This is a genomic window from Anaeromyxobacter sp. K, assembly GCF_000020805.1.
Taxonomy (GTDB): domain Bacteria; phylum Myxococcota; class Myxococcia; order Myxococcales; family Anaeromyxobacteraceae; genus Anaeromyxobacter; species Anaeromyxobacter dehalogenans.
In genome coordinates, this window is record NC_011145.1 from 4101747 (window position 1) to 4125944 (window position 24198).

Here is a 24198-nt window from a genome sequence, read left to right on the forward strand (position 1 = left end):
GCTCCGCGGCCCTGCCGGCCAGGCTGACAAAATGGCAGCGGCCTAGAGCAGCGCGGCCAGCCGCTCCAGGATCTGCACCAGGTTGGTGGCCGCGCCCTTGCGCAGCTCGTCCGACACCACCACCAGCTCGAGCCCGCGCTCCTGCGAGCGGTCGTCGCGGAGGCGCCCGACCAGCACCGCGTCGTCGTTCACCGCCAGCATGGGCATCGGGTAGACGCCCTCCGCGGGCGCGTCGAGCACCTTCACGCCGGGCGAACGGCGCAGCAGGTCGCGGGCCGCGGCCGCGGGGAGCGCGCGCGCGGTGGCGGCGGTCACCACCGCCGCCTGGCCGTAGAACACCGGCACGCGCACCGCGGTGGCCGCGACGCGCAGGCCGGGCGCGCCGAGCACCTTGGTCAGCTCGGCGCCGAGCCGCTCCTCCGCGTCGGTGCGGCCGTCCTCCTGGAACGCGCCCACCTGCGGCACCAGGTTGAACGCCAGCCGGTGCGGGACGGCGACGCCTGGCTCGGGCTCGCGGCCGTTCATGAGATCCATCGCCTCGCGCTCGAGCTGCTGGATGGCGCGGTGGCCGGCGGAGGCGGCCGGCTCGAGCGTGGTCGCCACCACCCGCTCCAGCCCGGCGGCCGCGTGCAGCGGCGCCAGCACCACCGAGAGCGCCGCCGCGGCGCCGCCCGGGCTCGCCACCACCCCGCGCGCGCGGAAGCCGTCCACCGCCGAGCCGTTCACCTCCGGCACCACCAGCGGCACGTCCGCCTCCAGCCGGAACGCCGGCGAGGCGTCCACCACCGCGCAGCCCTCCGCCCAGGCGCGCGGCGCCCACTCCCGCGCCACCTCGGCCGGCGCGCAGAAGATGGCCGCGTCCACGCCGCGGAACGCGCCCTCGGCCGGCGCCCCCACCGGCAGCTCCGCCCCGGCGTGCTCGAGGCGCGTCCCGGCGGAGCGCGCCGACGCGAGCAGCGTGAGCCGCGAGAGCGGCAGGCTGGACTCGCCCAGCGCGTCGAGCACCGCGCGGCCGACCAGGCCGGTGGCGCCGACGAGGGCGACGGAGATGGGCTTCGACATGACGCGTTCCTCCGGGAGACGGGGGGCGGAACCTAGCGGCCCGGAGCGCGGGCGGCAAGCGGCGCTACCGCGCGAGCAGGTCCGCCAGCGCGGCCTCCAGGTCCGGGAAGCGGAAGCGGTAGCCGAGCTCGAGGGCACGGCGCGGCACCACCCGCTGGCTCGCCAGGACCACCTCGGCCATCTCGCCCACCGCGAGCCGGATGGCGAGCTCGGGCGTGCGCACGAGCGCGGGGCGGTGCAGGACGCGCCCCACCGCCCGCGCCAGGTCGCGGTTCCGCGCCGGCGCGGGCGAGGCCGCGTTGAGCGGGCCGGCGGCGCGCGCGTCCTCGAGCGCGAGCAGCACCAGGCCGACCTCGTCGTCGAGGTGGATCCAGGGCTGCCAGAAGTCGCCGCGTCCGAGCGGCCCGCCCGCGAGCAGCCGGAACGGCTGCACCAGCCGCGGCAGCGCCCCGCCCCCGCGCGCGAGCACGATGCCGGTGCGCAGCCAGGCCACCCGGGCGCGCGCCTCGGCCGGCCGCGCCGCCGCCTCCCAGGCCTGGCTCACCTCGGCGAGGAACCCCTCCCCCGGCCCCGAGCCCTCGTCGAGCACCTGGTCGCCGCGCGCGCCGTAGAAGCCCACCGCGCTCCCCGACACGAGCACCCGCGGCCCGCCCGCCCGGAACACCGCGGCGATGCGCTCGGTGGAGAGCACCCGGCTGTCGCGGATGCGCCGCTTCTTCGCGGCGGTCCAGCGCCCCTCCACCGGCTCGCCGGCGAGGTGCACGCAGGCGTCGCAGCCGGCCAGCACCTCCTCCCAGTCGCCCGGCGCCGACGGATCGCCCTCCACCACCCGCACGGCCGGCGGCAGCCCCGCGCGCGCGGCGGAGCGGGTGAGCGCGGTGACGGCGTGGCCGCGGGCGAGCAGCGCCGCCGCGACCGGACGCCCGATGAGCCCGGTGGCGCCGGTGAGGAAGACGTGCATGCGGGCATTCTAGACGGCGCCACGGACCGGTGGCCCGCCGCCGTGCGGGGCGCCCGTGCGCGGCGCAGCCGCGCCCGCGGGGACCTCGTGCGAGCCCGCGAAGGCGGGCGCGCGAGGTCACGGGTCCCGCGCAGCGGGGTGGGGCCCCGCGGAGCTCCGCTCCGTGGGGCGGGGCGCAGCCCCGTGAGAATGCTCAACTCAGGAGCTGCGCCGCCACGTTGGCGCCGGGGACGTGCGCCATGAAGTGGATGAGCGCGAGGAGCCCGCCGGCGAGGGCCGCGTAGGCGATCCCCCACGCGGCGATCTGCCGCGGCGACATGGGCGCGGCGCGGGCCGCCTTCTCCAGCCGCTCCAGGCCGCGCAGCCACATCGCCTCGGAGGGCGAGCCGAGCGGAGGGCCGACCACCGCGCGCAGGTAGCGGAAGTGCTCCGGCCCGAAGCGCGCGCGCTCGGGGAGGAGCCGCAGCGCCCGGCCGCCGGCGCGCGACTGCGCCTCGCCCATCAGCTCCATCGCGCCGAGCAGCGCCACCAGCCACACCAGCCCGTAGCCGAGCGCGCTCCCGACCGCCACCGCGCCGCCCAGGCCGAGCACGGTGAGCGCGAGGCCGAGCGAGGAGGAGAACGAGTACGCGAGCGCCTGCATGAGCCGGCCGCCGTCGAGCGGCGACACCGGGATGAGGTTGAACAGGTTGATGATCGCCCACCAGGACGCCACCGCGGCGAAGATCGGCTGGCCCGTCCACAGCCAGAGGCCGGCCGGCACCAGCGCGAACGCCGAGCCCCAGATCGGCCCGGAGAGCGCCACGTAGGCCTGCTGCCAGCGCGAGGTGAACGCGTCCTCGGTGACCGCCACCGCGCCGAGGAACGGCACGAAGTACATGCCGCGCACCTGCATGCCGGTGCGGCGCATGGCGTGGACGTGGCCGTACTCGTGCACGAAGAGCTGCAGCAGGAGCGCGAGCGCGAACTTCCAGGAGAAGATGACGCCGTACGCCGCGGCCGAGGCGGCCGCCCACCCGAGGTTGGCGGTCTTGAGCGCCTTCAGCACCGTGCCGCCCAGCTTCGCGAGGACCCCCAGGAAGCCGACGCTCGCGCGGCGGTCGCCGGGGCGCGCCGGCGCCGCGGCCGCGCCGGGCTCGGTCACGGGCTGCGGCGGCGGCGCGAGCAGGCTCGCGGGCAAGGCGAACCAGGCCGGCGCCCGCTGGACCACGAGCGCGAGCAGCAGCGCCGCGTCGCGGAGATCGGTCACCTCCACGTCGTCGCCGTCGAGGCCGCGCACCGGCGCGCAGGGCGGCGCGCCGGCCAGATCGGCGAACGCGAACGAGCGGCCGCGCGCGTCGGCCAGGATGGCGTAGCGCTGCGGCGGGCCGACCGGGCGCGGGCTCTGCCCGAAGCCGACGCGCACGTCCGACCAGCGGGCGTCGAGGCCGTCCTCGCGGCCGAGCACGCGCAGCCCCTCCTCGCTCGCCACCGCGCGCAGGCCGGTGACCTGGCGCACGCCGAGCGCGACCGCGGCGGCGGCGCCGCCGAAGAGCGCGGCGAGCACCGGCGGGATGCCGGCGAGCAGGCCGACGAGCGAGCCGCCCACCGCACCCAGCAGGAGGGACGGGAGCACGGCGCGTGCGGCGGGACGGAAGACGGCGGGTTCCATGGCGATCACCGGGGGCCGGCGGGAGTGGCGCGCGGTTCAGGGCTTCTGCGCGCCGGGCCCGAGGCCGTGGGGAAACTTGAGCTCCGCCTCGCTGGCGCGGACGTAGTGCGGCTCGAGCGCGAACAGCGCCTGCGCGTCGTACGGGCGGGAGAGGAGCGCGGGGGCGGCGAGCGCCGCGATGGCGCCCGCGGGCGGGGCGACCGGGGCGCCGGCGAGGCGGGTCAGGCGGCCCTCCAGCGTCTCCGCGTACGCGGCGAGCCCCTCGCCGAGCGCGAGCGCGCCCGCGCCACCGGGCAGCGTCGCGAGCCGCTCGAGGAGCGCGCCGGGGGCGAGCGCGGCGTCCGGCGCCACCGCCTCCACCGCGCCGCCCGCGACCCGGTAGAAGCCGGCGTAGACCTCGCCCTTCTTCGCGTCGAGCAGCGGCACGAGCAGCGCGCCCTCCGGCGCCGCCGGGGCCGCGCCGAGCGCGAGCGCCGCCAGGCTGGACGCGCCGGCGATGGGCCGCCGGTTCGCGTAGGCGAGCCCCTTCCACGTGGCGAGGCCGATGCGCAGGCCGGTGAACGAGCCGGGGCCGATGCCGATCGCGTAGCCCTCGACGTCGGGCAGCGTCAGCCCCTCGGCGGTGAGCAGGTCGGTGAGCGCCGAGGGGAGCCGCGCGCCGTGGCCGCCGGTCCGGCCCGGCGCGGGCTTCGCCGCGGCGTGCTCGGTGCGCTCGCAGCGGACGCGCACCGGCCCGCCGGCCGGGTCGAGGTCGACGAGGGCGCAGGACAGCGTGAGGGTGGCGGTGTCGAGGGCGGCGACGAGCACGGGCCGGTTCTACTCCATCGGCCGCATGAGGCGCACGATGTCGTTCTTGAACACGAACAGCATGAGCGTGAACAGCAGCACGATGCCGACGATGTTCGCGAGCTCACGCGTCCGCACCGAGAGCGGCCGCCGGGTGACGCCCTCCAGCGCCGCCTGCGCGATGTGGCCGCCGTCGAGCACCGGGATCGGCAGCAGGTTCATCAGGCCGAGGTTCACGCTGATGAGCGCCATCTTGAACAGGAACGAGCCCCAGCCCTCCTCCGCCGCCTCCGAGGCGATGGAGAACAGCATGATGGGCCCGCCCACCGTCTTGAAGCTGATGTCGCCGGTGACGATGCGGACGATGCCGAGCACGGTGAGCCGCACCACCTCGTGGAGCTGCCGCCAGGCGAGCTGGAACGCCTCCACCGCGCCGCGCGCGAGCGGCACCTGCTCCGCCAGCAGCGCCAGCGGATCCACCGCGTCGCGCTGGTCCGGCTGGAAGCCCAGCACCAGGCGCTGCGCCGGCTCGCCGGTGATCTCGTCGCGGTAGGTCTCGTTCGCCGGCACGAGCGCCACCGTGCGGCCGTCGGCGAGCCCGAGCTGCACCGGGGTCCCGGCCTTCAGGAAGTCGCGCCCGAACGCGTTCACGTCCCGGAGGAACGAGCGGACCGGCTTGCCGTTCACCGAGGCGATGGCGTCGCCGCGGCGAAGCCCCGCCTTCTCGGCCGGGCTGCCCGGGACCACGGTGGCGATGAACGTGGACACCGCTGGATCCGCCACCGCGAACGTGCGCTCGCCGGCGGCGCAGGTGGGCACCTGCGGGAGCGAGACCGCGCGGTGGTCGGCGAGCGCCACGCCCGGGAGCGTCCGCGGCGACTCCCGCACCACCTCGAGGTCGAGCGGGCCGCAGCGCGCCGCGGCCACCGCGTGCTCGAGGTCGCCCGCGTGGCGCACCGGCTTCCCGCCGGCGGCGATCACGAGGTCGAACGGCTCGAGCGGGCCGGCGAGGCCGGGCCGCACCGGGGCCACCACCGCGCTCGGATACGTCGGCGTCACGCCGATCACGCCGCGCCGCGTGGACTCGATGGGGTTCGACTCCTGCTCGCTCGCCGGGGTGATGGTGAGCGCCCGCTGCGCGCCGTCGCGCTCGATCCGGAAGGTGAGCGGCTCGCCGGGGTGCGGCGACACGAGGTCGCGCAGGTCGGAGAAGTAGCGCACCGGGTCGGCGGCCTGGCCGGGCGCGGCCACGCTCAGGATGCGATCGCCGGGCTGCATGCCGGCCTCTGCGGCCGGGGTCCCGGGCGCGACGGTACCGACCACCGGGCCGGGGGCCGGCTCCCCGTTCTGGGCGAGCGCCAGCGCGACGTAGATGACGCCGGGGAAGATCAGGTTCGCGGCCGGACCCGCCACCGCGATGAGCAGGCGCTTCCAGGGCCGCTGCTCGAGGAAGCCGCGGCCGGCGTCCTCCGGGGCCACCGCCTCGGAGGGATCGTCGCCGGCCATCTTCACGTAGCCGCCCAGCGGCAGGAGCGCGATCCGGTACTCGGTCTCGCCGCGGTGGACCCCGAACAGCCGGGGCCCGAAGCCGATCGAGAAGCGGACGACCTTCACGCCCATGAGCTTCGCGACCACGAAGTGGCCGAGCTCGTGGACGAAGATGAGCCCCCCGAGGAGGAGGACGATGGATCCGATCTTCAGGAGGAGGTCCGGCATTCTTTTTTACTTAGCACCGGGGAGCCGGACACGCTCGCCTGCCCTGTCGGCGGGGGAGGCGGCGGGGCGGATTGCCCCGGGCGCCCTATCGCCCCGCCGGAGCGTGCGCGCGCGCACCGACGCGCTTCTCGGCCTCGCGCCGGCCGTGCTCGCTCGCGGCGAGCGCCTGCTCCACCGAGCGCACCGGCTCGACCACGTGCGCCTCGAGCACGTCGGCGCAGACCTCGGCGATCCCGGTGAAGCTGCAGCGGCGCGCGAGGAACGCGGCCACCGCGGCCTCGTCGGCGCCGGACAGCACCGCCGGCGCGGTGCCGCCCAGCTCGAGCGCGCGGTACGCCAGCGTGTAGGCGGGGAAGCGCGCCGGATCCGGCGGCTCGAAGGTGAGCTTCCCGAGCCGCCCGAGGTCGAGCGGCGGCAGGTCGAGCGGCATGCGCTCGGGGTGGCCCATGGCGTAGCTGATCGGCCCGCGCATGTCGGAGATCCCGAGCTGCGCCACGATGGATCCGTCCACGTACTCGACCATCGAGTGCACCACCGACTCCGGGTGCACGACGATGTCGATGCGCTGCTGCTCCACCCCGAACAGCCACCGCGCCTCGATGACCTCGAGCCCCTTGTTCATCAGGGTGGCCGAGTCGATGGTGATCTTGTCGCCCATCGACCAGTTCGGATGCTTGAGGGCGCGCTCGGGCGTGACCGTGGCGAGCTCCGCCTCGGGCGTGCAGCGGAGCGGCCCGCCGGACGCGGTGAGGATGAGCCGCCGCACCTCGCCGCGGTTGTGGCCGACGAGCGACTGGTGGATGGCGCTGTGCTCGGAGTCCACCGGCAGGATGGGCACGCCCTTCGCGGCGGCGCGGGCCATGAGCAGCTCGCCCGCGAGCACCATCGACTCCTTGTTCGCGAGCCCCACCGGCTTGCCCGCCTCGATGGCCGCCGCGGTGGAGCGCAGTCCGGCGCCCCCGGAGATGGCCGCGAGCACGAACGCGGCGTCGGGGTGGCTCGCGACCGCCACCGCGCCCGCGTCGCCGGAGAGCACCTCGGTGCCGGGGGGCGCCTCGGCGCGGACCGCGCGGGCGGCCGCCTCGTCGCAGACCGAGACCACCCGCGGGCGGAAGCGGCGGATCTGCTCGAGCAGGCGCGGCGCGTTGCGGCCGGCGGCGAGGCCAACGACCTCGAAGCGGTCGGGGAAGCGCCCCACCACGTCGAGCGCCTGGACGCCGATGGAGCCGGTGGACCCGAGGATGGCGACGCGCTTCACGGGCTCCTCTCTACCACGCCGGCCGGCCCCGCGCCGCCGCGCCCGCAGCACCTACCGGGACGCGAGCACGTGGGCCACCGCGTACACCCAGGGAGACACGAACAGGAGCGCGTCGATGCGGTCGAGCAGGCCGCCGTGGCCCGGGATGATCTTGCCCGAGTCCTTCACCCCCGCGGCGCGCTTCACCATCGACTCGGCCAGGTCGCCGAGCGGCCCGAGCACCGCGCCCCCCACGCCGATGAGGATCGCGTGGGCCATCGACAGGTCGGCGGCGAGCGCCGGCAGGAGCGCCCGGGTGACGAGCGCCCCGACGATCGAGCCGACCGCGCCGCCCGCGAAGCCCTCCCAGGTCTTCTTGGGAGAGATGCGCTCGTACATCTTGTGCTTCCCGAACGCGTGGCCGGCGAAGTAGGCGAACGTGTCGTTCCCCCAGGTCACCACGAACGCCAGGATCACCCACTCCACCCCGAAGCGCAGCCGCAGCGCGACCACCGAGGCGAGCAGGACGCCGCAGTAGAGCCAGGAGAGCGCGACCGCGGACAGCGAGCGGGGGATCTCCTCGAGCGGCCCCCGCCGGAAGAGGTGGAGCGTGAACAGCGCGACCGTGGCGCCGGCCAGCGCGAGCCAGGTCCAGCCCGGCATCAGCTCGCCGCCCTCGCCGAACGCGGCCGCGAGCGGGATCACCCCGCCGACCGCGATCCCGAACGCCTCGGCGAGGCCCAGCCCCGCGAACATGAGGATGAGCTCGCTCGAGGCCACCGCGCCGGCGGCCGCGGCGAGCAGCGCGAACGGGAGGCCGCCGAGGATGGTGATCCACACCGCGAGCGGGAACAGCACCACCGCCGACGCGACGCGCAGGCGCAGGTTCTGGCGGTTCTTCGGATCGAGGGCGCCCATCGCGGCCGTTCACCCGCGCTCGGGGCGCGCGACCTGGGCGCCGGTGAGGCCGAAGCGCCGCTCGCGGGCCTGGAAGCTCGCGATGGCCTCGAGCAGCGCCGCGTCGCGGAAGTCGGGCCAGAGCACCTCCGAGAAGTAGAGCTCGGCGTAGGCGCACTGCCACAGCAGGAAGTTGGAGATACGGCGCTCGCCGCTGGTGCGCACCAGCAGGTCCAGCTCCGGCAGCCCGCGCGTCCACAGCGCGGCCTCGAGGTCGTCGGCGTCCAGCGCCGGGCCGCGCGCGGCGGCGGCGGCGCGGGCCGCGTGGACGAGCTCCTGCCGCCCGCCGTACGAGAGCGCGAGCGTGAGCACCATCCGGTCGTTGCCGGCGGTCTCGGCGCGCGCCGCGTCCAGCCGCTCGCGGACGAAGCCGGGCAGCCGGTCCAGCTCGCCGATGGCGTTCAGCCGGATGCCGTTCTGCATCATCTCGGCGCGCTCGCTCTCGAGGTAGTCGGCGAGCAGCTGCATGAGCGCGCCCACCTCCTCGTCCGGCCGCGCCCAGTTCTCGGCGCTGAACGCGTACAAGGTGAGCGCCTCGAGCCCGACCCGGCGCGCGGTCCGGGTCACCGCCCGGACCGCCTCCGACCCCTCCCGGTGACCGGCCACCCGCGGGAGCCCGCGGGTCTCCGCCCAGCGCCCGTTCCCGTCCATGATGATGGCGACGTGGCGCGGCAGGGGGCGTGCGCGCACGCGTGCCTCGAGCTGTTCGACCGTGGGGTCCGCCATCGCGCGCGCTTATAGCACGGCGCGGCACAGGGGCGAGCCCGGACGGGCGGGGGGTCGAGGGCGCGGTTTGACCCCTGCGACGCCGGCCCCTTATGCTCGATCGGTGCCCCCGCACCGCGTCGGCTCGTACGAGATCGTCTCCGTCGTCGGACGCGGCGGGATCGGCACCGTCTACCGCGCGCGCCACCTGGAGACCGGCGAGCTGGCCGCGGTGAAGCTGCTCGGGCCCGCACCCGCGGTGGACGCGACCGCCGCCCGGCGGCTGGCGCGCGAGTACGAGGTGCTGCGCACCCTGCATCATCCGAACGTGGTGCGCGTCTTCGACGCGGGGGTCACCGAGGGCTACTCGTACCTGGCCATGGAGCTGGTGGAGGGGCTCGACCTGCGCGCGTACCTCTCGCCCGCCCTCGACGCGGACCCGAGCCTGGCCGCCGACGCGGAGCCGTTCGCGCTGGACGCGATCACCGGCTCCACCGGCGAGCCCGGGCCCGACGCGATCCGCGCGCTCGCCGCCATGATGGACGAGCCGGAGACCGAGGAGCTCGGCGTGCTCGCGCCGCGCCCGGCCAGCGGCGACGACGAGGACCTGGCCGCCTGCGCCCGCGTCGCGCCGCTCTCGGAGGAGCAGCGCGCCGCGCTGAACCGGCCGGTGCGCGTGGCGCGGATGCGCGGCGTGCTGGAGCAGGTGGTGGACGCGCTCGAGTACGTCCACGGCCGCGGCCTGGTGCACCGCGACCTGAAGCCGTCGAACGTGATGGTGGACGACACGCGGCGCGCGCGGCTCATGGACTTCGGGCTGGTGAAGCTGGAGGCGGAGCGGGACGTGGACGACGCGCTCACCCAGGCCGGGCACATCGTCGGGACCTACCGCTACATGTCGCCCGAGCAGGCGCAGGGGCACCCGGTGGACGCGCGCAGCGACCTCTACAGCCTGGGCGTGATCCTCTACGAGCTGCTCGCGGGCGTGCCGCCGTTCTCGGCGCGCGACCCGGTGGCGCTGTGGCACGAGATCCTGGACCTGCCGCCGCCGCCGTTCGCGGAGGTGAACCCGGGCGCGGATCCGGCGCTGGTGCGCCTCGCGCTGCACCTGCTCGAGAAGGACCCGGCGCGCCGCCCGCAGTCCGCGGCCGAGGTGCGGCGGGCGCTCACCGCGCCGTGAGCGCTCGCTGACGGACGCGCGAGGTACCCTCCCCGGCGATGTCGGACCTCCCCCAGGGCGCGCTCGGCTACCACGCGGTGGTCACCGAGTACTTCCTCGGCCTCCGCGGGAACGGGCTGCTCGTGTCGCCGCTCGACGAGGAGCTGATCGCGCGGTGGGAGCGGCGCGGCGTCCCGCTGGCGGTGGTCTGCCGCGGGCTGCGCCGCGGGCTCGAGGACGCCGCCGAGCGCCGCGCGCCCGGCGCCTCGCCCCCGCGCTCCATCCGCGCGCTCCGCTTCGCGGTGGAGGACGAGTGGCGCGCGTACCAGGGCGGGCGCGTCGGCGACGCGCCGGCGCCGCCCGGCGAGGCCGAGGCCGCCGAGGCGCGGCTCCGGGCCGCGCGCGAGCTGGTGGCCGGCGCGGGGCGGGACGCCGACGAGGCGCAGCGCGAGGGCTACCGCGCCGCCTGGCGCGCGCTCGCGACCGCCGACGCGCACGAGGGCTCGCCGCTCGAGCGGGTGGAGGCGGCGCTCGCCGCGGCCGACGCGCGCATCCTCCACGCCTGGCTCGCCACCCTCCCCCGCGCGGAGCGGGCCGCGCTCGGGCCGCGCATCCGGCTGCTCGCCGGGCCGCGATCCCGAGGCGCGAGCCGGCGCGCGCACCGGGACGCGCTCCGGGCGCACCTCTCCGATCTGGCCCGGAGGGCGGGGCTCACCTGCCTCCGGGGTTCGGTGTAGACTCCCGCGCCCATGCCGGACCCCGTGGACAACGCCAGCGCCAGCGCCTGCGCCGACTGCGGCGGCTCAGGATACGTCGTGGAGCAGATCCTCGGCGCGACCGCCCGCGCGCGCCGCTGCGCCTGCCAGGCGAGCTGCCCGCGCTGCGAGGAGACCGGCTACGTGCTCGTGCCGCAGGGCGGCTCGACGGTGGCCCAGGTGTGCAGCTGCCGGCACCTCGACGAGCGCATCGCGGTCTTCAACCAGATCGCGATCCCGGCGGCGGTGGCGAGGGCCTCGTTCGAGACGTTCAAGAGCTGGTCGCCCGACCACGCCCGCGCCCGCGCGGTGGCGGAGGACTTCGCGCGCAAGTTCCGGCGCGACGCGCCCACCAAGGGCTACCTGCTCTACGGCCGCCCCGGCGCCGGCAAGACCCACCTGCTCGTCGCCACGCTGCGCTGGCTCGCCCTCGAGAAGGGCGTGTCCGGGCGGTACGTCGAGTTCATGCTGCTGCTGTCCGAGATCAAGGCCGGCTTCGACGCGAACCGCAGCCACATGGACATCCTGCGGCCGCTGCTCTCGGTGCCGGTGCTCGCCATCGACGAGCTGGGCAAGGAGCGCGGCACCGAGTGGGAGCGCTCCATGCTCGACGAGCTCATCAGCCGGCGCTTCAACTCCGGGCTCGCCACGCTGTTCGCCACCAACTACTTCCTGCGCCCGGACGAGAACCCGGTGCGCGAGGAGCCCGGCAAGCACGTCCGGACGGCGTCGCCCGAGTGGCGGCGCGACGCGGAGGCGATGACGCTCGCCCAGCGCGTGGGCGACCGCATCTACTCGCGCCTGAACGAGATGTGCACGTTCGTGAAGCTCGACCCCGGCCACGACCTGCGCAAGGACCGCGCCGGCTCGGGCGGCTTCTGGGGCTGACGCCTCGCTCATTCCGAGCGCGGCGCGGCACATGGGCCGCACCGGGTCGAGGGACTACCCGACGAGCTGCTCGTGCAGCCGCCGGGCGGCGTCCTTCAGGACCGCGGCGTCGCAGTAGGCGGTCACGCGCAGCGGCGAGGTGAACAGCGCCCGCGGCCGCGCGCCCAGCTCCGCCAGCGTCGCCGTCACCGCGCGCAGCACCCGGTGGCCGGCCGAGATCCCGGTCCCCACCACCGACACCGCGCCGATGGCCTCGTCCTCGGCGGCGAGCCCGGGCACCTCGGCGGCGAGCTGCGCGCGCAGCACCGGCCAGTCGTGCACGTTCTCGAGGTCGAGCGCCACGCCGGCGCGCTCGCCCGGCGCCGCGATCTCCAGCGCGACCGCGCCGTGCCGCTCCAGGATCCCGAGCACGTCGCCGAGCCGCGCCGCCGGGAACCCGAGCAGCGCCAGCCCCTTCTGCACGGCCACCCCGGCGATCCGCTCCGGGTGCGCGCCGCCCTTCACCATCGTCTCCTCCGGGCCGCCGAAGGTGGACCGGGCGTGGATGGCGATGCCGCGCTCCTTCGCGAACTCCACCGCCTGCGCGTTCAGCACCTTCGCGCCCGCCGCGGCCAGCTCCTGCATCTCCTCGTAGGAGAGCGCGTCGAGCCGCGCCGCCGAGGGGACCACCCGCGGGTCGGCGGTGAACACGCCGGCCACGTCGGAGTAGATCTCGCAGTCGGCGCCGAGCGCCGCCGCGAGCGCCACCGCGGTGGTGTCCGAGCCGCCGCGGCCGAGCGTGGTGACCTCCTTGCGCGTGGACACGCCCTGGTAGCCGGCCACGATCACCACCTTCCCCTTCCCCAGCTCCTCCTGCACGCGGAACGCGCGCACCTCGAGGATGCGGGCGGCGGAGTGGCTGTCGGTGGTGATGATCCCCGACTGGCTGCCGGTGAAGCTGATGGCGGGGACGCCCAGGTCGTTGAGCGCCATGGAGAGCAGCGCCATCGAGATGCGCTCGCCGGCGCTGAGCAGCATGTCCAGCTCGCGCCGGGCCGGCGCGGGCGAGATCTGCTTCGCGAGCGAGAGCAGGTCGTCGGTGGTGTCGCCCATGGCGGAGACCACCACGCAGACGTCCTTCCCGGCGCGGCGCGCGGCGGCGACCTTCTCCGCCACCTTGCGCATCTTCTCGACGGTCCCGACCGACGAGCCGCCGTACTTCTGGACCACCACGGGCATTCGGGCACCTCCGGCGCGCGGAGGATGCCGCGACCCGGGGTCGCGGGCAAGTGGGCGCCTCGCGCCGCACGGCCCGTCGCGCCGCTCGCCACCGCCCGTGCCCTGTGGCACGTTGCCCGGGTGTCGCGCCGCGCCCTCCTCCTGCTCGCCCTCGCGCTGGCCGTGCTGGCCGGGGCCATCGCGCTCATCGCCACCACCGGCGTGCGCCTGCGCGGCCGCGAGCGGGCGGCCGGCGGCACGCGCGGCGGGGCGGTGGTGGACCTCGCGCCGGGGCAGGTGACCGCGATCGAGGTCGCGGCGGGCGGGCGCGCCGTGCGCGTGATCCGGCGGGGCGGCGGGTGGGCGCGCGCAGGCGACGGCGCGGCGGTGGATCCGGCGGCGGCCGCAGAGCTCCTCGAGGCGATGGGCGCGCTCCGCCGGCGCGCCACGCTGGGCCCCTCCGGCGAGCGCGGCGGGGTGTTCGATCCGTACGGCCTGGAGACGCCGCGCGCCCGGGTGGCGCTCGGGCTCGAGGGCGGCGGGACGGCGCGGCTGGAGCTGGGCGGCGGGACCGGCGCCGACGGCGCCGCGTTCGTGCGGGCGCCGGACGGCCAGGTGGTGGCGGTGGCCGACGATGCGGCCGCGCGCGTGGAGGCGGCGATCGGGCGGCTGCTCGTGCTCGGCGGGGCTCCCCCGCCCGCGCAGGCGCCGACGCCTGCGGCGGAGCCCCGTCCCTTCCGAGGTTGACCCGCCCTCCCCGTCCGCTTATGTTCCGCCCTTCGCGTCGAACCGAAGGAGAAGCGCATGGCCCGCGTCACCGTCGAAGACTGCCTCCCCATGGTGGACAACCGCTTCGCGCTCGTGCTGCTCGCGACCAAGCGGACCCGCCAGCTCATGGCCGGCGCCCGCCCGCTGCAGGCGGCGAGCAAGAACAAGCCGCCGGTCCTGGCGCTGCGCGAGATCGCCACGGGCAAGGTCCGCTTCGACCGCTCGGTCCGCGACGCGCTCTCCGGCAAGTTCGACAAGGAGAAGGTCAACATCCCCGCCGGGCAGACGCGGACGCTGCGCTAGCGCGACCGCCACCGCAGGGACTCCGAGGGGCGCGCCACGTGGCGCGCCCTTTCGCGTTCACTGGAGCGTGCGCGTGCCCAGGTACCCGAGCTTCTCGCCGCCGCCGAGCCGGTACGAGCGGCGCAGCTCCCGCAGCAGGCCTTCGACGTCGGCCTCCTCCACGTAGCGCCCCTCCAGCCAGCGCGCGTAGCCGCCGCCCAGCCGGTTCGCCTCGCGGTACCGGTGCAGCTCCTCGCCGCCGAGGTGGGCGTGGTACGCGACGCGCTCGAACAGGCGGCGCCGCAGCGCCGGGCTCATCCGCCGCAGCCCGCGCCGCCACAGGTGCAGCACCAGCAGCGCGAACTTGTCCACCTCCGCCTGCACCTCGAGCTCGAGCAGCGACACCGGCCGGCCCTCGGCCGCGCGCGTCGCGAGGTAGACGAAGTGCGAGACGCCCTCGGCCGCGCAGGCGAGCCTGCCGAGCGCGCCGCGCGCGGTGAGGCGCGGGCGCGGATCGTGCGGGTCCGCGGCGGCGGCGGCGCGCATCACCTCGTCCGCGAGGTACAGGCCGAGCGCGACGCCGTCCTGCTCCTCGACCACCAGCAGCTCCTCGGGCGCGCGCGGCGCGCGACCGGCCGCGCGCGCGGCCGCCTCGCCCATCACGAACGCGTGCACCCGGGGCGCCTCGACGCCGTAGATGGCCTCGAGCTCGTCCTGCAGGAACGCGAGCGTCTCGTCGGCGCGGCCCATCAGTGCTTCAGCCCCCGCGGCGGCGCGCCCGGTCCGCCGAACAGGGCCACGCCGCGCGCGCGCAGCCGGTCGGCGACGCGCTCGGACCGCGTCGCGAGGAAGCGCTCGTAGAGGCGCAGGAGGCCGCGGTTCGAGCGCAGGTCGGACAGCTCCGCGATCTCGGCGAACAGGTCCACGAAGTCGCCGAAGCGGCCGGCCAGCTCCTCGTAGAGCCCGTCGAGGCCGGGCCGGCGCTCGGTGCCCGCGAGCGTGCCGTACGCGCGCTCGCCCATGGCGATGTAGTAGTCCACGTCCACGAGCGAGCGCGCCAGCGAGTCGCCGAAGAACCCCGCGACGAACAGCGCCGTGTCCCCGAGGCGCCGGAGCTCCCGGGCGCGCGCGGCCCGGTCGGCCTGCAGCGCCTTCACCAGGATGAGCGCGAGCGGCTCGGCGCGGACGGTCCCGTCGGCGTCCTCCACGAACAGCCGCTCCTTCTCGAGGAAGCCGGTGAGGAGGTTCACCAGGTAGAACTCGGTGACCTCCTCGATCTTCATGCGGCGATGGGAGAGCGCATCGGCGATCGCCTCCCGGAACCACTCCTGCGCGGTCTTGCCGACGAGGATCGTGTCGCTCACTGGGTCGCGGCCCTCCTCGGTGGGTGGCCCCGCGGGCGGCTGGACGGCTCGCCGCAGGGGCGCCCTCCTACCCTGAACGGTAACCTCCGCCGCGCCGGAGGCGCAACCCCGCGCCGTGACAGCGCTTTCACCCACCCGGCCGCACCTCCGGCAGCCGGAGGCTGCGACTGCCAGCCGCACCTTCGGCACTCGATCGGGTCGACTGCCAGCCCCGGAATAAAAAGTTCGTCATTCCCAAAGGATACGCATTCGCCCCGCTCGCTTGACACCCCCGAGGCCGTGGTTAGGATACGCGCGCCGCTGGCAGTCGGAGCACTCGACTGCCAGCCGGCTCCAACGACCTTCGAACCCTCCCGCCGCGCGTTGGCGGGGGAGGCCAGAGCCACAAGGAGGACACACCATGACGAAGATCCGTCCGCTGCAGGACCGCCTCATCGTGAAGCGGGTGCAGGAGGAGGAGAAGACCAAGGGCGGGATCATCATCCCGGACTCGGCCAAGGAGAAGCCCATCGAGGGCAAGGTGATCGCCGCGGGCAACGGCAAGGTCCTCGAGGACGGCAAGGTCCGCCCGCTCGACGTCAAGGCCGGCGACCGCGTCCTCTTCTCCAAGTACGCCGGCACCGAGGTCAAGATCGACGGCGAGGAGCACCTGATCATGCGCGAGGAGGACATCCTCGGCGTGATCGAAGGCTAGCGCCCGCAGCCCCTCTCACGGAACACGGAGCACAAAGACATGGCAGCCAAGGAAATCGTCTTCGACCAGAAGGCCCGCGACGCGATCCTCAAGGGCGTGAACACGCTCGCCGACGCGGTGAAGGTGACCCTCGGGCCGAAGGGCCGGAACGTGGTCATCGAGAAGAGCTTCGGCTCCCCGACCATCACCAAGGACGGCGTGACGGTCGCGAAGGAGATCGAGCTCGAGAACAAGTTCGAGAACATGGGCGCGCAGATGGTGAAGGAGGTCGCCTCCAAGACCTCCGACGTGGCCGGTGACGGCACCACCACCGCGACCGTGCTCGCCCAGGCCATCTACCGCGAGGGCTCGAAGCTCGTCGCGGCCGGCCACAACCCGATGGACGTGAAGCGCGGCATCGACAAGGCCGTGGAGGCCATCGTGGGCGAGCTGAAGAAGCTCTCGAAGCCCACGAAGGACCACAAGGAGATCGCCCAGGTCGGCATCATCTCGGCCAACGGCGACACCACCATCGGCAACATCATCGCCGAGGCGATGGAGAAGGTCGGCAAGGAGGGCGTCATCACCGTCGAGGAGGCCAAGGGCCTCGAGACGACGCTCGACGTGGTCGAGGGCATGCAGTTCGACCGCGGCTACCTCTCGCCGTACTTCGTGACCGACGCGGAGCGCATGGAGGCGGTCCTCGAGGACGCCTACATCCTCATCAACGAGAAGAAGATCTCGAACATGAAGGACCTGCTCCCGCTGCTGGAGCAGATCGCGCGCTCGGGCAAGCCGCTCGTCATCGTGGCCGAGGAGGTCGAGGGCGAGGCGCTGGCGACGCTGGTCGTCAACAAGCTGCGCGGCACGCTGCACGTGTGCGCCGTGAAGGCCCCCGGCTTCGGCGACCGCCGCAAGGCCATGCTGGAGGACATCGCGATCCTCACCGGCGGCCGCATGATCGCCGAGGAGCTCGGCCTCAAGCTCGAGCAGGTCACGCTGAAGGACCTCGGCCGCGCCAAGCGCGTCACGGTGGACAAGGACAACACCACCATCGTCGACGGCGCCGGCAAGAAGGAGGACATCGAGGCCCGGGTGAAGACCATCCGCGCGCAGATCGAGGAGACCACCTCCGACTACGACCGCGAGAAGCTCCAGGAGCGCCTCGCGAAGCTGGTGGGCGGCGTGGCGGTCATCAACGTCGGCGCGGCCACCGAGACCGAGATGAAGGAGAAGAAGGCCCGCGTCGAGGACGCGCTGCACGCGACCCGCGCGGCCGTCGAGGAGGGCATCGTCCCCGGCGGCGGCGTGGCGTACCTGCGCTGCGTGAAGGCGCTCGACGGCGTGAAGGTGAACGAGGGCGAGAAGGTCGGCCTCGACATCGTCCGCCGCGCCATCGAGGAGCCGCTCCGCCAGATCTCCGGCAACGGCGGCTACGAGGGCTCGATCGTGGTGAACAAGGTGAAGGAGGCGAAGGAGGCCGCGTTCGGCTTCAACGCCGCCACGGGCGAGTACGAGGACCTGGTGAAGGCGGGCGTCATCGACCCGACCAAGGTCTCGCGCTCCGCGCTGCAGAACGCGGCGTCGGTCGCCTCGCTCATGCTCACGACCATGGCGATGGTCGCCGAGCGGCCGAAGGAGGAGGCTGCGGCCCCCGTCGGCGGCGGCATGGGCGGCATGGGCGGGATGGGCGGCATGATGTAGGCCGTCCCGTCCTCCCGGACGGAACCGAGGGGTCGCCGGTGCGCCGGCGGCCCCTCTTCTTTTCGTGATGACGGCAGTTTCGCTCCGCGTGTGGACGCCGCGCGCGGGCGGTTGGTACCGTGGGTGGATGCGCCACCCGCCCCGCCGGATCGCCGCGCGGATCCCCGTCCTCGCGATCACGCTCGCCTCGCTCTCCGGCTGCGCCGGGGTCGGGGCGTTCCGCTGCCCGGAGCAGGGCGGGCCGGCCTGGCGCGAGATCCGCACCGAGCACGTCCTGCTGCAGACGGACCTCCCGTCGTCGAAGGCGAAGGAGCTCGCGGGCGAGCTCGAGCGCATGTTCGTCGTCGTGCGCAGCGGGCTGTTCCGCAACCCGCCGCCCGCGCCCGGCGTGATGCGCACCGTGGCGTTCGCGTCCGAGCGCGAGTTCGAGCGCTTCGCGCCGAGGAACGCCGGCGCGTACTACCTCCGCTCCGAGCTCTCCGGGCCGGTCGTGGTGATGCCTGGCACGCTCGGCGACGCGCAGCGGATCGCGATCGCGCACGAGCTCACCCACCACCTCACGGCCCAGCTCTTCGCGCGCCAGCCGCCCTGGTTCGGCGAGGGCCTGGCCAGCTTCATGGAGTCGATGGGCACCAGGGACTCGCCCAGCCTGGGCGGCGCGCCGGAGCACCGGTCCTGGTTCGCCAGCGCCCACCACGGGCGAGGCATCCGGGCCGCCGACGTCCTCACCGCGAGCAGGTTCGACGGCAACGGCGCCGGCGCGGCGTACGCGGAGTCGTGGGCCCTGGTGCACTACCTCGTGAACCGCGAGCCGGAGCGGTTCCGCGCCCTGCAGGTGCGCTTCGCGCGCGGGCAGGACCCCGCGGCCGCGTGGCGAGAGGTCTTCCCGGAGTGGGATCCCGCCGTCGAGGAGCGCGCGCGGGCGCTCGACGAGGCGCTGGATCAGTACCTGAACCACCGCGGGAGGTACACCTCCCGCCCGATCCGGCTGCCGCCGCAGCCCCCGGTGACGGACCGGCCGATGACCGGCGCCGAGGTGCACGCGGCGCGCCTCTCCCTGCTCTGGCTCGCGCCGCGGATGCGGGTCGAGGGCGCGGAGATCCGCGCCGAGATCGAGCACGCGCTCACGCACGACCCCGGTCATGTCGAGGCGCTGGCGCTGCTCGCGGGCGCGGCCCCGGACGCCGAGGCCCTCCGCCTGTTGGAGCGCGCCACCGCCGCCCACCCGGAGGACGCACGTGCATGGCTGGCGCTCGCCTTCGTGATCCCGGCGGGCCAGGAGGAGCGGCGGCTCGAGGCACTGCGCAAGGGGGTCGCGGCCGACCGCACGAGCGCCCCTGCGCACAGCATGCTCGCGGCGGCGCTGCTCGACGCCGGGCGCTCCGGCGAGGCGCTGCCGCTCGCCCGGCGAGCGGTCGCGCTCGAGCCATGGAAGACGCACGCGCTCACCACGCTGTCCGCCGTCCTCGAGGACCTGGGCCAGTGCCCCGAGGCGCTCGCGTTCCAGCGGCGCGCCCTGGACGTGTTCCCGGATCGCGGCGGTGCCGCGCTGTGGACCATGCTGGTCGAGCGGAAGACGCGCCTGGAGAACGCCTGCGGCCAGCCCCCGCCCGCAGCCCCGCCCGCCGCGGCGCCCTGACGCAGCGGAGCGCGGCCCCGCGCCGCTGCGCATCCCGGCGCAACTCCGTCCGGAGAACCTCGCGCCGCGGAACCCGAAATCCGCCGCCCCTCCCCGGCTCCCGCGGGAGCAGGATCCCGCCATGACCAGGCGAACGATGCAGCGGGCCAAGGTGGACCGGCCGGGCGACGTGGGCATCGACCTGCCCGCGGGCGCGGCGGCGGAGGCGCTCCGGCCCTCCGATTATCACCTCCTCGAGATGGAGCCGGCGGAGCCGCACCCCGTCCGCACGCACCACGGGCCGCGGGCGCACGCCGCGGAGGTGGAGCGCCCGGGCGACGTCGGCATGGACCTGCCCGCCGGCGCGGCGGCGGCCGAGCTCCGCCCGTCCGACTACCACCCGGTGGAGATGGAGCCGACCACCGGCGGCCGGGCGAAGCGGCGCACGCATCACTGAACGTGTACGTCAGCGCGCGGCGCCGGGCGGGAGCGCGAAGAGCGCGTCCGCCGCGGCGCCGAACGCGCCGGCCACCTGCGCGGGGAACAGCAGCACCGGCAGCGCCAGGGCGGCGCCGACGAGCACCGCCCAGGCGAGCGGGTGCGCCGTGTCGGTCTGCGTGGCCATGAACACCGACGCGCCGAACAGCAGCAGCGTCAGCGTCCCGCCCACCAGCAGCGCGGCCGGGCCGGAGAAGCCCAGCAGCCGCAGCGCGCCCGCGATCGCGACGAGGCCGGCCAGGTTGAGGAGGTCGCGCCCGCTGCCCGCCCACCACGCCCGCCGCTCCTCCCGGAGCAGGCGGAGCCCCACCTCCTGCACCCACAGGAACCCGGCCACCGCGACCACGTACGCCGCCATCGCCCCCGCGCGCGCCGTCCCGGCCGGCTCGACCACCGTCCACATGAGAGGAGTCTAGCGCGAGGCGAGCAGCGCGCACGTCACCTGCCCGACGTCGAGCAGCGGCGGCGCCCCCGCCGGCACCTCGATCGGGAAGGTGCAGGTCTGGCCGTGCCAGAGCACGTGCGCCCGGTGCGTCCCGGCCGGCAGGCCGTCGAGCCAGAACTCGCCCCGCGCACCGACCGGCGACGAGAACACGCGCCGGCTCGCCAGGACCACCACGGTGCCGTAGGCCGGCACGGCGTCGTGGCCCGGCATCCGCACCCGGCCCTGGACCGCGCGCAGCCGCTCCACGTCGAACACCACCACCGCGCCGCCGCGGCGGGGCGGGCCCACCACGCGCTCGGTCGCGCCCACCGAGTGATCGATGGGGACGTCGGCGTCGGCGATGGAGAGCCGGTTGCCGCCGTAGGGGAGCAGGCCCGGGACGAGCAGGTCTCCGCCGCGGCCGGTGCGACCCACCGGCTGGTTGTTGAGGTAGGCGTGCACGCCCGGGACGCCCGGGACGCGCACCACCGCGTAGCTGCCCTCCACCGGCCGCGCCGCGAACACGCGCCCGTCCATGAGGACCAGCGCGCCGGAGGCCGTCGCGGTTCCGACCTCGCCGAAGCGGGTGCGGTCCCAGGTCAGCTCGTACCGGCCGAAGGACGACTGCGCCTGGCCGAGCGCGGAGACGTCGGTCTGGCCGGCCCAGCGATCGGTGCGCACGCGGTAGCCGAACCCCTCGCCGAGCGGGAGCGGCCGCTGGAGCCCGGCGCCGGTCCGCGCCTGGCCGTCCTGGACCCGCGTGCCGGCGTCGAGCGTGATCGCGCGATCCGCGGTGATCGCCAGCCCGGCGGTGCCCGTCCACTGCGCGGTACCGCCCGCGCCGGAGACGCCGGCCCCGACCTGGAGGTGGACGCCCCGCGCCACGCGCACGTAGGCGGTGAAGTCGGCCGCCGAGCGGGCGCTCCCGTCGGCGTAGCGCGTGGTGGAGGCGGCGAGCTGTCCGGTGAGCCAGCCCAGCGGCGACCAGGAGACGTTCGCGCCGCTGCGCCAGAGCATGCGCGGGAACAGCGCGTCGGAGGTGGTGGTGACGTACCCGCGCGACGTCCAGGTGTGGTCGAGCCCGAGCCACGCCCGGCGCAGTCCCAGGCGCCAGCCGGCGAGCGCCGCGCCCCCCAGCGCGCCGTCGTGGCCGCTGGCGGCGCCGCCCACCTGCAGCTCGCCCACCGGCAGGCCCACCACCGCCGAGAGCCCGCCGCTCGCCAGCTCCGGGGAGGCCTCCACCCGCGCACCGGCGGTGAACCAGTCGGTCACGCCCAGCCGGTGGCTCCCCATCAGCACGGGCCGCCCGTAGCTCCAGCTCTCCAGGCCGAACGCGCGCCGCCGCGGCCCGGCGTACCAGGAGAACGCGTGGAAGCCCTGCGCGAGCAGGCCCTGGGCCTGGTAGCGCGCCGCGTCCACCTCCTCGGTGCGGCCGAACGCGTCGCGCACCACCACCCGCACGTCGTTCTGCCCCGTGGTCACCGGCAGGTTGGAGAGATCGTACGTGCCCGGCGCCACCTGCATCGTGCGCACCAGCGCGCCGTTCACCCAGACCTCCACGGTGGAGGGGCTGGAGGCGAACGCCGAGACCTGCGGCAGCGGCGTGGTGCGGCGGTACGGATCGAGCGACGGCTCGCGCGAGATCCCCAGGCCGCCCAGGATCGGCGCGCCCCCGAGCGGCTGCGCCGGGACGATGGCGTCACCGATCGTGAACCGGATCATCGGCCCCGGCTCCTCGCGGGTGAGCGCGGTGAGCCCGCGGATCACGCGGCCGTCCGGGTCCACCGAGGCGCTCCCCAGCGCCAGGTGCCGCGAGAAGCTCACGCCGGCCTCGGCGAAGCCGGTCAGCTCGCGATCGCTGGTGCCGCGCGCCGAGTAGTTGAGGAAGGCGCCGGGCGACTCGCGCAGCTCGAGGCCGGACGGACGGCGGAGCGTGTCGAGGTCGAGCGCCCTGCGCCCCAGCAGCGCGGGGCCGGCGGTGAGCCGCAGCGTCAGCGCCGCCTCGTCCACCTCGAACTCGAGCCGCGGCGCGAGCGAGCGGAGCGACACCAGCTCGCGTCCGTCCGCGGTGCGCCGCGCGCCGTCGCCGGCGGCCACGCCCAGGCGCTCCAGGTCGGCCGGCGCCATCCAGGCGTCGCCGCCCTCCAGCACCACCAGCACCGGCTCGCCCTCGGCGTCGTTCACGATCGGCAGGAGGAAGGCCGGGCGCGGGCCGGCGGCCGGCTGGGCCGGGGACGCCTCGACGGTGGGTGACGGCTGGGCGCGAGCCCCGGCGGCGGCGGCGAGCGCCGCGAACGCCAGGGCCAGCGTCCGCGCGGCGGTCACGGCCCGCAGGCGCCCGGCGGGATCGGGGCCGACGCCTTCACCTCGCCCGTGTCGAGCGTGGCGGTGACGGTGGCGGTGACCGCCGCGGCGCGCGCGGCGGCGCACACCGCCGCGCCGAGCGCGACCTCGTAGCGGCGCTCGCCGCCGGCCAGCACGTACCAGCCCTCCAGGTCCTGCTCGAGCAGCGGCCCGCCCGCGGCGCCGCGCACCAGCAGGCGGACGGCGCTGGGCCGGAAGCGCGCGTTGCCCTCGTTGCGCAGGAGCGCGGTGACCCGGCCCGCCGCGGCCGCGGGGGGCGCCACCACGGCGCGCACCACCGGCGCGGCCGGCGCCACGAACACCGGGATGCTGATGCGGGTGAGCACGCGCACCTCGGCGGCCGAGACGTCCGCGGGCGGCGGCAGCTCCTCGAGGAACACGCGGAAGCTCCGCTCGACCGGGCCGGGCGCGAGCTCGGTGCCCACGCGCACGTTGCGGCTCGTCCCGGGCGCGATCTCGAGCAGCGGCGGGAACGCGAGGAGCTCGGTGGTCGGCTCGACGCGCATCACGCCGGCCGCGTCCTGCGCCCAGCTCGCGGTCCGCACCTGCACGCGGAGCGGCGTCGTGCCGGAGTTGCGCACCTCGAGCAGCGCGGTGCGCCCCCGCGGCCCCAGCTCGACCAGGATCGGCTTCACGTCGATCTGGCCCGCGCGCGCGGGGGCTGCGGCGGCGAGCAGCAGGGCGAGGGTCGCGCGGGCGAGCAGGGTCATGGCGGTCGGGGCCGTCCCGGCGGAGGATTTCCGGACGGCGGCCCGTCACGGTATACGAAACGACGGACCGATCAATGAATCGGCGGCTGCCACATCCCCCGACGTCCTGCGCGCTCGCGCGCCTCCTGGCGGTGGCGCTATCGCTCCTCGCGCCTGCGGCGGCGCGCGCCACGAGCTGCAGCATGACCATGGGGACCTCGATCGCGTTCGGCGCCTACGATCCGCTCTCCCCCGTCCCGCTCACCACCACCGGCATGCTGCAGTACCGCTGCTCCCGCGGTCAGCCGATCCGGATCACGCTGAGCCCCGGCAGCTCCGGTGACTTCCAGGCCCGCACGCTGCGCCAGGGGCCCTGGACGCTCGCGTACAACCTGTACGCCGACGCGGGCTTCGGGACGGTCTGGGGAGACGGCACGGGCGGCACCGCGGCCGCGCCCGCCGTCACCACGCTCGCGAACGGCCTCACCGTGGCGTACGTGTTCGGGCGCATCCGCGAGCGGCAGGAGCCGCCCGTGGGGCCGTACTCCGACACCATCGTGGTGACGTTCGAGTTCTGATCGCGCCTCCCGCCCGCGCGCTTGCCGCGACGATATCGCGGAAGAGCCGGACCCACCGCAGCGCCTGCGCGGCGACAGCGCCCCCGCGTTGACCACGGGTCACGCGCTCTTCACGTGGGATGGGGATGCCGGAGGTCCCCGACCCCGGGTAGCGTCCCGAGC

General features: G+C 75.6%; 24 protein-coding genes. 10 read left to right on the plus strand and 14 right to left on the minus strand.

Translation table 11 applies throughout. The features are described from left to right. Positions 1-42: 42 nt before the first annotated feature. The 8 genes from ANAEK_RS18330 to uppS all read right to left on the minus strand — a co-directional run bounded on the left by ANAEK_RS18330 (position 43) and on the right by uppS (position 9096). Positions 43-1062, minus strand: coding sequence for an aspartate-semialdehyde dehydrogenase (locus tag ANAEK_RS18330; protein ID WP_012527625.1), 1020 nt, complete (start codon positions 1060-1062; stop codon positions 43-45). A gap of 64 nt (positions 1063-1126) precedes the next feature. Then, a complete protein-coding gene (locus ANAEK_RS18335; RefSeq protein ID WP_012527626.1) occupies positions 1127-2023 on the minus strand; it encodes a TIGR01777 family oxidoreductase in 897 nt (298 codons plus the stop codon). A 193-nt stretch (positions 2024-2216) separates the two neighbouring features. Further along, the gene (locus ANAEK_RS18340; RefSeq protein WP_012527627.1) at positions 2217-3674 is read right to left on the minus strand and encodes a metalloprotease; all 1458 of its coding nucleotides are present in this window, start codon (positions 3672-3674) and stop codon (positions 2217-2219) included. A 36-nt stretch (positions 3675-3710) separates the two neighbouring features. Further along, positions 3711-4481 carry a tRNA (adenosine(37)-N6)-threonylcarbamoyltransferase complex dimerization subunit type 1 TsaB gene (gene tsaB / locus ANAEK_RS18345; protein WP_012527628.1) on the minus strand — a complete coding sequence of 257 codons (771 nt, stop codon included), beginning with the start codon at positions 4479-4481 and terminating at the stop codon, positions 3711-3713. A 9-nt stretch (positions 4482-4490) separates the two neighbouring features. Continuing rightward, on the minus strand, positions 4491-6176 hold the full coding sequence (locus ANAEK_RS18350) for a site-2 protease family protein (protein ID WP_012527629.1): 1686 nt from the start codon (positions 6174-6176) through the stop codon (positions 4491-4493). 85 nt (positions 6177-6261) lie between these two features. Further along, positions 6262-7434, minus strand: coding sequence for a 1-deoxy-D-xylulose-5-phosphate reductoisomerase (gene dxr, locus ANAEK_RS18355; RefSeq protein ID WP_012527630.1), 1173 nt, complete (start codon positions 7432-7434; stop codon positions 6262-6264). Between the two features lie 51 nt (positions 7435-7485). Further along, the gene (locus tag ANAEK_RS18360) at positions 7486-8331 is read right to left on the minus strand and encodes a phosphatidate cytidylyltransferase (RefSeq protein WP_012527631.1); all 846 of its coding nucleotides are present in this window, start codon (positions 8329-8331) and stop codon (positions 7486-7488) included. Between the two features lie 9 nt (positions 8332-8340). Further along, positions 8341-9096: a polyprenyl diphosphate synthase gene (uppS, locus tag ANAEK_RS18365; protein ID WP_012527632.1), complete on the minus strand. Its 756-nt coding sequence runs from the start codon at positions 9094-9096 to the stop codon at positions 8341-8343. Between the two features lie 103 nt (positions 9097-9199). Between uppS and ANAEK_RS18370 the strand changes: the two genes are divergently transcribed. The 3 genes from ANAEK_RS18370 to ANAEK_RS18380 are packed head-to-tail and all read left to right on the plus strand — an operon-like array spanning position 9200 to position 11877. After that, positions 9200-10255 (plus strand): serine/threonine-protein kinase, encoded by a 1056-nt coding sequence (locus tag ANAEK_RS18370; protein ID WP_041454114.1) that lies wholly within the window; start codon positions 9200-9202, stop codon positions 10253-10255. Positions 10256-10293: 38 nt separating this feature from the next. Beyond that, on the plus strand, positions 10294-10971 hold the full coding sequence (locus ANAEK_RS18375; protein WP_012527634.1) for a hypothetical protein: 678 nt from the start codon (positions 10294-10296) through the stop codon (positions 10969-10971). 12 nt (positions 10972-10983) lie between these two features. Then, positions 10984-11877 carry an ATP-binding protein gene (locus ANAEK_RS18380; RefSeq protein ID WP_012527635.1) on the plus strand — a complete coding sequence of 298 codons (894 nt, stop codon included), beginning with the start codon at positions 10984-10986 and terminating at the stop codon, positions 11875-11877. A gap of 54 nt (positions 11878-11931) precedes the next feature. Here the strand turns inward: ANAEK_RS18380 and ANAEK_RS18385 are convergent, their stop codons facing one another. Beyond that, entirely contained in the window at positions 11932-13095 is a 1164-nt protein-coding gene (locus ANAEK_RS18385; protein WP_012527636.1) for an aspartate kinase, read from the minus strand. 120 nt (positions 13096-13215) lie between these two features. Between ANAEK_RS18385 and ANAEK_RS18390 the strand changes: the two genes are divergently transcribed. Both ANAEK_RS18390 and rpoZ read left to right on the plus strand, forming a co-directional pair. After that, positions 13216-13821, plus strand: a complete 606-nt coding sequence (locus ANAEK_RS18390; protein WP_232288270.1) for a hypothetical protein — start codon at positions 13216-13218, stop codon at positions 13819-13821. Between the two features lie 57 nt (positions 13822-13878). Further along, the gene (gene rpoZ / locus ANAEK_RS18395) at positions 13879-14145 is read left to right on the plus strand and encodes a DNA-directed RNA polymerase subunit omega (protein WP_011422638.1); all 267 of its coding nucleotides are present in this window, start codon (positions 13879-13881) and stop codon (positions 14143-14145) included. Between the two features lie 57 nt (positions 14146-14202). Here rpoZ and ANAEK_RS18400 read toward each other — a convergent pair whose 3' ends face one another. Both ANAEK_RS18400 and ANAEK_RS18405 read right to left on the minus strand, forming a co-directional pair. After that, positions 14203-14874 carry a hypothetical protein gene (locus ANAEK_RS18400; protein ID WP_012527638.1) on the minus strand — a complete coding sequence of 224 codons (672 nt, stop codon included), beginning with the start codon at positions 14872-14874 and terminating at the stop codon, positions 14203-14205. After that, positions 14874-15488: a hypothetical protein gene (locus ANAEK_RS18405; RefSeq protein ID WP_012527639.1), complete on the minus strand. Its 615-nt coding sequence runs from the start codon at positions 15486-15488 to the stop codon at positions 14874-14876. Before ANAEK_RS18405 ends, ANAEK_RS18400 begins: the two co-directional genes overlap by 1 nt. Positions 15489-15888: 400 nt before the next feature. Between ANAEK_RS18405 and groES the strand changes: the two genes are divergently transcribed. From groES to ANAEK_RS18425, 4 genes are all read left to right on the plus strand, one after another. Continuing rightward, entirely contained in the window at positions 15889-16182 is a 294-nt protein-coding gene (gene groES / locus ANAEK_RS18410; protein WP_011422641.1) for a co-chaperone GroES, read from the plus strand. Positions 16183-16221: 39 nt separating this feature from the next. Continuing rightward, a complete protein-coding gene (groL, locus tag ANAEK_RS18415; RefSeq protein WP_012527640.1) occupies positions 16222-17865 on the plus strand; it encodes a chaperonin GroEL in 1644 nt (547 codons plus the stop codon). Between the two features lie 127 nt (positions 17866-17992). Beyond that, positions 17993-19504, plus strand: coding sequence for a DUF1570 domain-containing protein (locus tag ANAEK_RS18420; RefSeq protein WP_012527641.1), 1512 nt, complete (start codon positions 17993-17995; stop codon positions 19502-19504). 121 nt (positions 19505-19625) lie between these two features. Further along, on the plus strand, positions 19626-19940 hold the full coding sequence (locus tag ANAEK_RS18425; RefSeq protein ID WP_012527642.1) for a hypothetical protein: 315 nt from the start codon (positions 19626-19628) through the stop codon (positions 19938-19940). A 9-nt stretch (positions 19941-19949) separates the two neighbouring features. On the opposite strand, the gene ANAEK_RS18430 is transcribed toward ANAEK_RS18425, so the two are convergent. Genes ANAEK_RS18430 through ANAEK_RS18440 form a run of 3 tightly spaced genes read right to left on the minus strand, consistent with a single transcriptional unit; the run spans position 19950 to position 23479 of the window. Beyond that, a complete protein-coding gene (locus tag ANAEK_RS18430; protein WP_012527643.1) occupies positions 19950-20384 on the minus strand; it encodes a hypothetical protein in 435 nt (144 codons plus the stop codon). Positions 20385-20393: 9 nt separating this feature from the next. Then, positions 20394-22730: a fimbria/pilus outer membrane usher protein gene (locus tag ANAEK_RS18435; RefSeq protein WP_012527644.1), complete on the minus strand. Its 2337-nt coding sequence runs from the start codon at positions 22728-22730 to the stop codon at positions 20394-20396. Next, the gene (locus ANAEK_RS18440) at positions 22727-23479 is read right to left on the minus strand and encodes a molecular chaperone (RefSeq protein ID WP_012527645.1); all 753 of its coding nucleotides are present in this window, start codon (positions 23477-23479) and stop codon (positions 22727-22729) included. The genes ANAEK_RS18435 and ANAEK_RS18440 overlap by 4 nt, the downstream gene beginning before the upstream one ends. A 74-nt stretch (positions 23480-23553) precedes the next feature. Between ANAEK_RS18440 and ANAEK_RS18445 the strand changes: the two genes are divergently transcribed. Next, positions 23554-24036: a spore coat U domain-containing protein gene (locus ANAEK_RS18445; RefSeq protein WP_012527646.1), complete on the plus strand. Its 483-nt coding sequence runs from the start codon at positions 23554-23556 to the stop codon at positions 24034-24036. Positions 24037-24198: the final 162 nt, after the last annotated feature.

Excerpts from the sequence above, each read along its gene's own strand:
- ANAEK_RS18425 (WP_012527642.1), top strand. The coding sequence starts at position 19,626 with ATGACCAGGCGAACGATGCAGCGGGCCAAGGTGGACCGGCCGGGCGAC.
- ANAEK_RS18430 (WP_012527643.1), bottom strand. The coding sequence starts at position 20,384 with ATGTGGACGGTGGTCGAGCCGGCCGGGACGGCGCGCGCGGGGGCGATG.
- ANAEK_RS18330 (WP_012527625.1), bottom strand. The coding sequence starts at position 1,062 with ATGTCGAAGCCCATCTCCGTCGCCCTCGTCGGCGCCACCGGCCTGGTC.
- ANAEK_RS18445 (WP_012527646.1), top strand. The coding sequence starts at position 23,554 with ATGAATCGGCGGCTGCCACATCCCCCGACGTCCTGCGCGCTCGCGCGC.
- ANAEK_RS18440 (WP_012527645.1), bottom strand. The coding sequence starts at position 23,479 with ATGACCCTGCTCGCCCGCGCGACCCTCGCCCTGCTGCTCGCCGCCGCA.
- ANAEK_RS18385 (WP_012527636.1), bottom strand. The coding sequence starts at position 13,095 with ATGCCCGTGGTGGTCCAGAAGTACGGCGGCTCGTCGGTCGGGACCGTC.
- uppS (WP_012527632.1), bottom strand. The coding sequence starts at position 9,096 with ATGGCGGACCCCACGGTCGAACAGCTCGAGGCACGCGTGCGCGCACGC.
- groES (WP_011422641.1), top strand. The coding sequence starts at position 15,889 with ATGACGAAGATCCGTCCGCTGCAGGACCGCCTCATCGTGAAGCGGGTG.
- ANAEK_RS18375 (WP_012527634.1), top strand. The coding sequence starts at position 10,294 with ATGTCGGACCTCCCCCAGGGCGCGCTCGGCTACCACGCGGTGGTCACC.
- ANAEK_RS18340 (WP_012527627.1), bottom strand. The coding sequence starts at position 3,674 with ATGGAACCCGCCGTCTTCCGTCCCGCCGCACGCGCCGTGCTCCCGTCC.
- ANAEK_RS18335 (WP_012527626.1), bottom strand. The coding sequence starts at position 2,023 with ATGCACGTCTTCCTCACCGGCGCCACCGGGCTCATCGGGCGTCCGGTC.
- groL (WP_012527640.1), top strand. The coding sequence starts at position 16,222 with ATGGCAGCCAAGGAAATCGTCTTCGACCAGAAGGCCCGCGACGCGATC.
- ANAEK_RS18350 (WP_012527629.1), bottom strand. The coding sequence starts at position 6,176 with ATGCCGGACCTCCTCCTGAAGATCGGATCCATCGTCCTCCTCCTCGGG.
- rpoZ (WP_011422638.1), top strand. The coding sequence starts at position 13,879 with ATGGCCCGCGTCACCGTCGAAGACTGCCTCCCCATGGTGGACAACCGC.
- ANAEK_RS18380 (WP_012527635.1), top strand. The coding sequence starts at position 10,984 with ATGCCGGACCCCGTGGACAACGCCAGCGCCAGCGCCTGCGCCGACTGC.
- ANAEK_RS18400 (WP_012527638.1), bottom strand. The coding sequence starts at position 14,874 with ATGGGCCGCGCCGACGAGACGCTCGCGTTCCTGCAGGACGAGCTCGAG.
- ANAEK_RS18360 (WP_012527631.1), bottom strand. The coding sequence starts at position 8,331 with ATGGGCGCCCTCGATCCGAAGAACCGCCAGAACCTGCGCCTGCGCGTC.
- ANAEK_RS18420 (WP_012527641.1), top strand. The coding sequence starts at position 17,993 with ATGCGCCACCCGCCCCGCCGGATCGCCGCGCGGATCCCCGTCCTCGCG.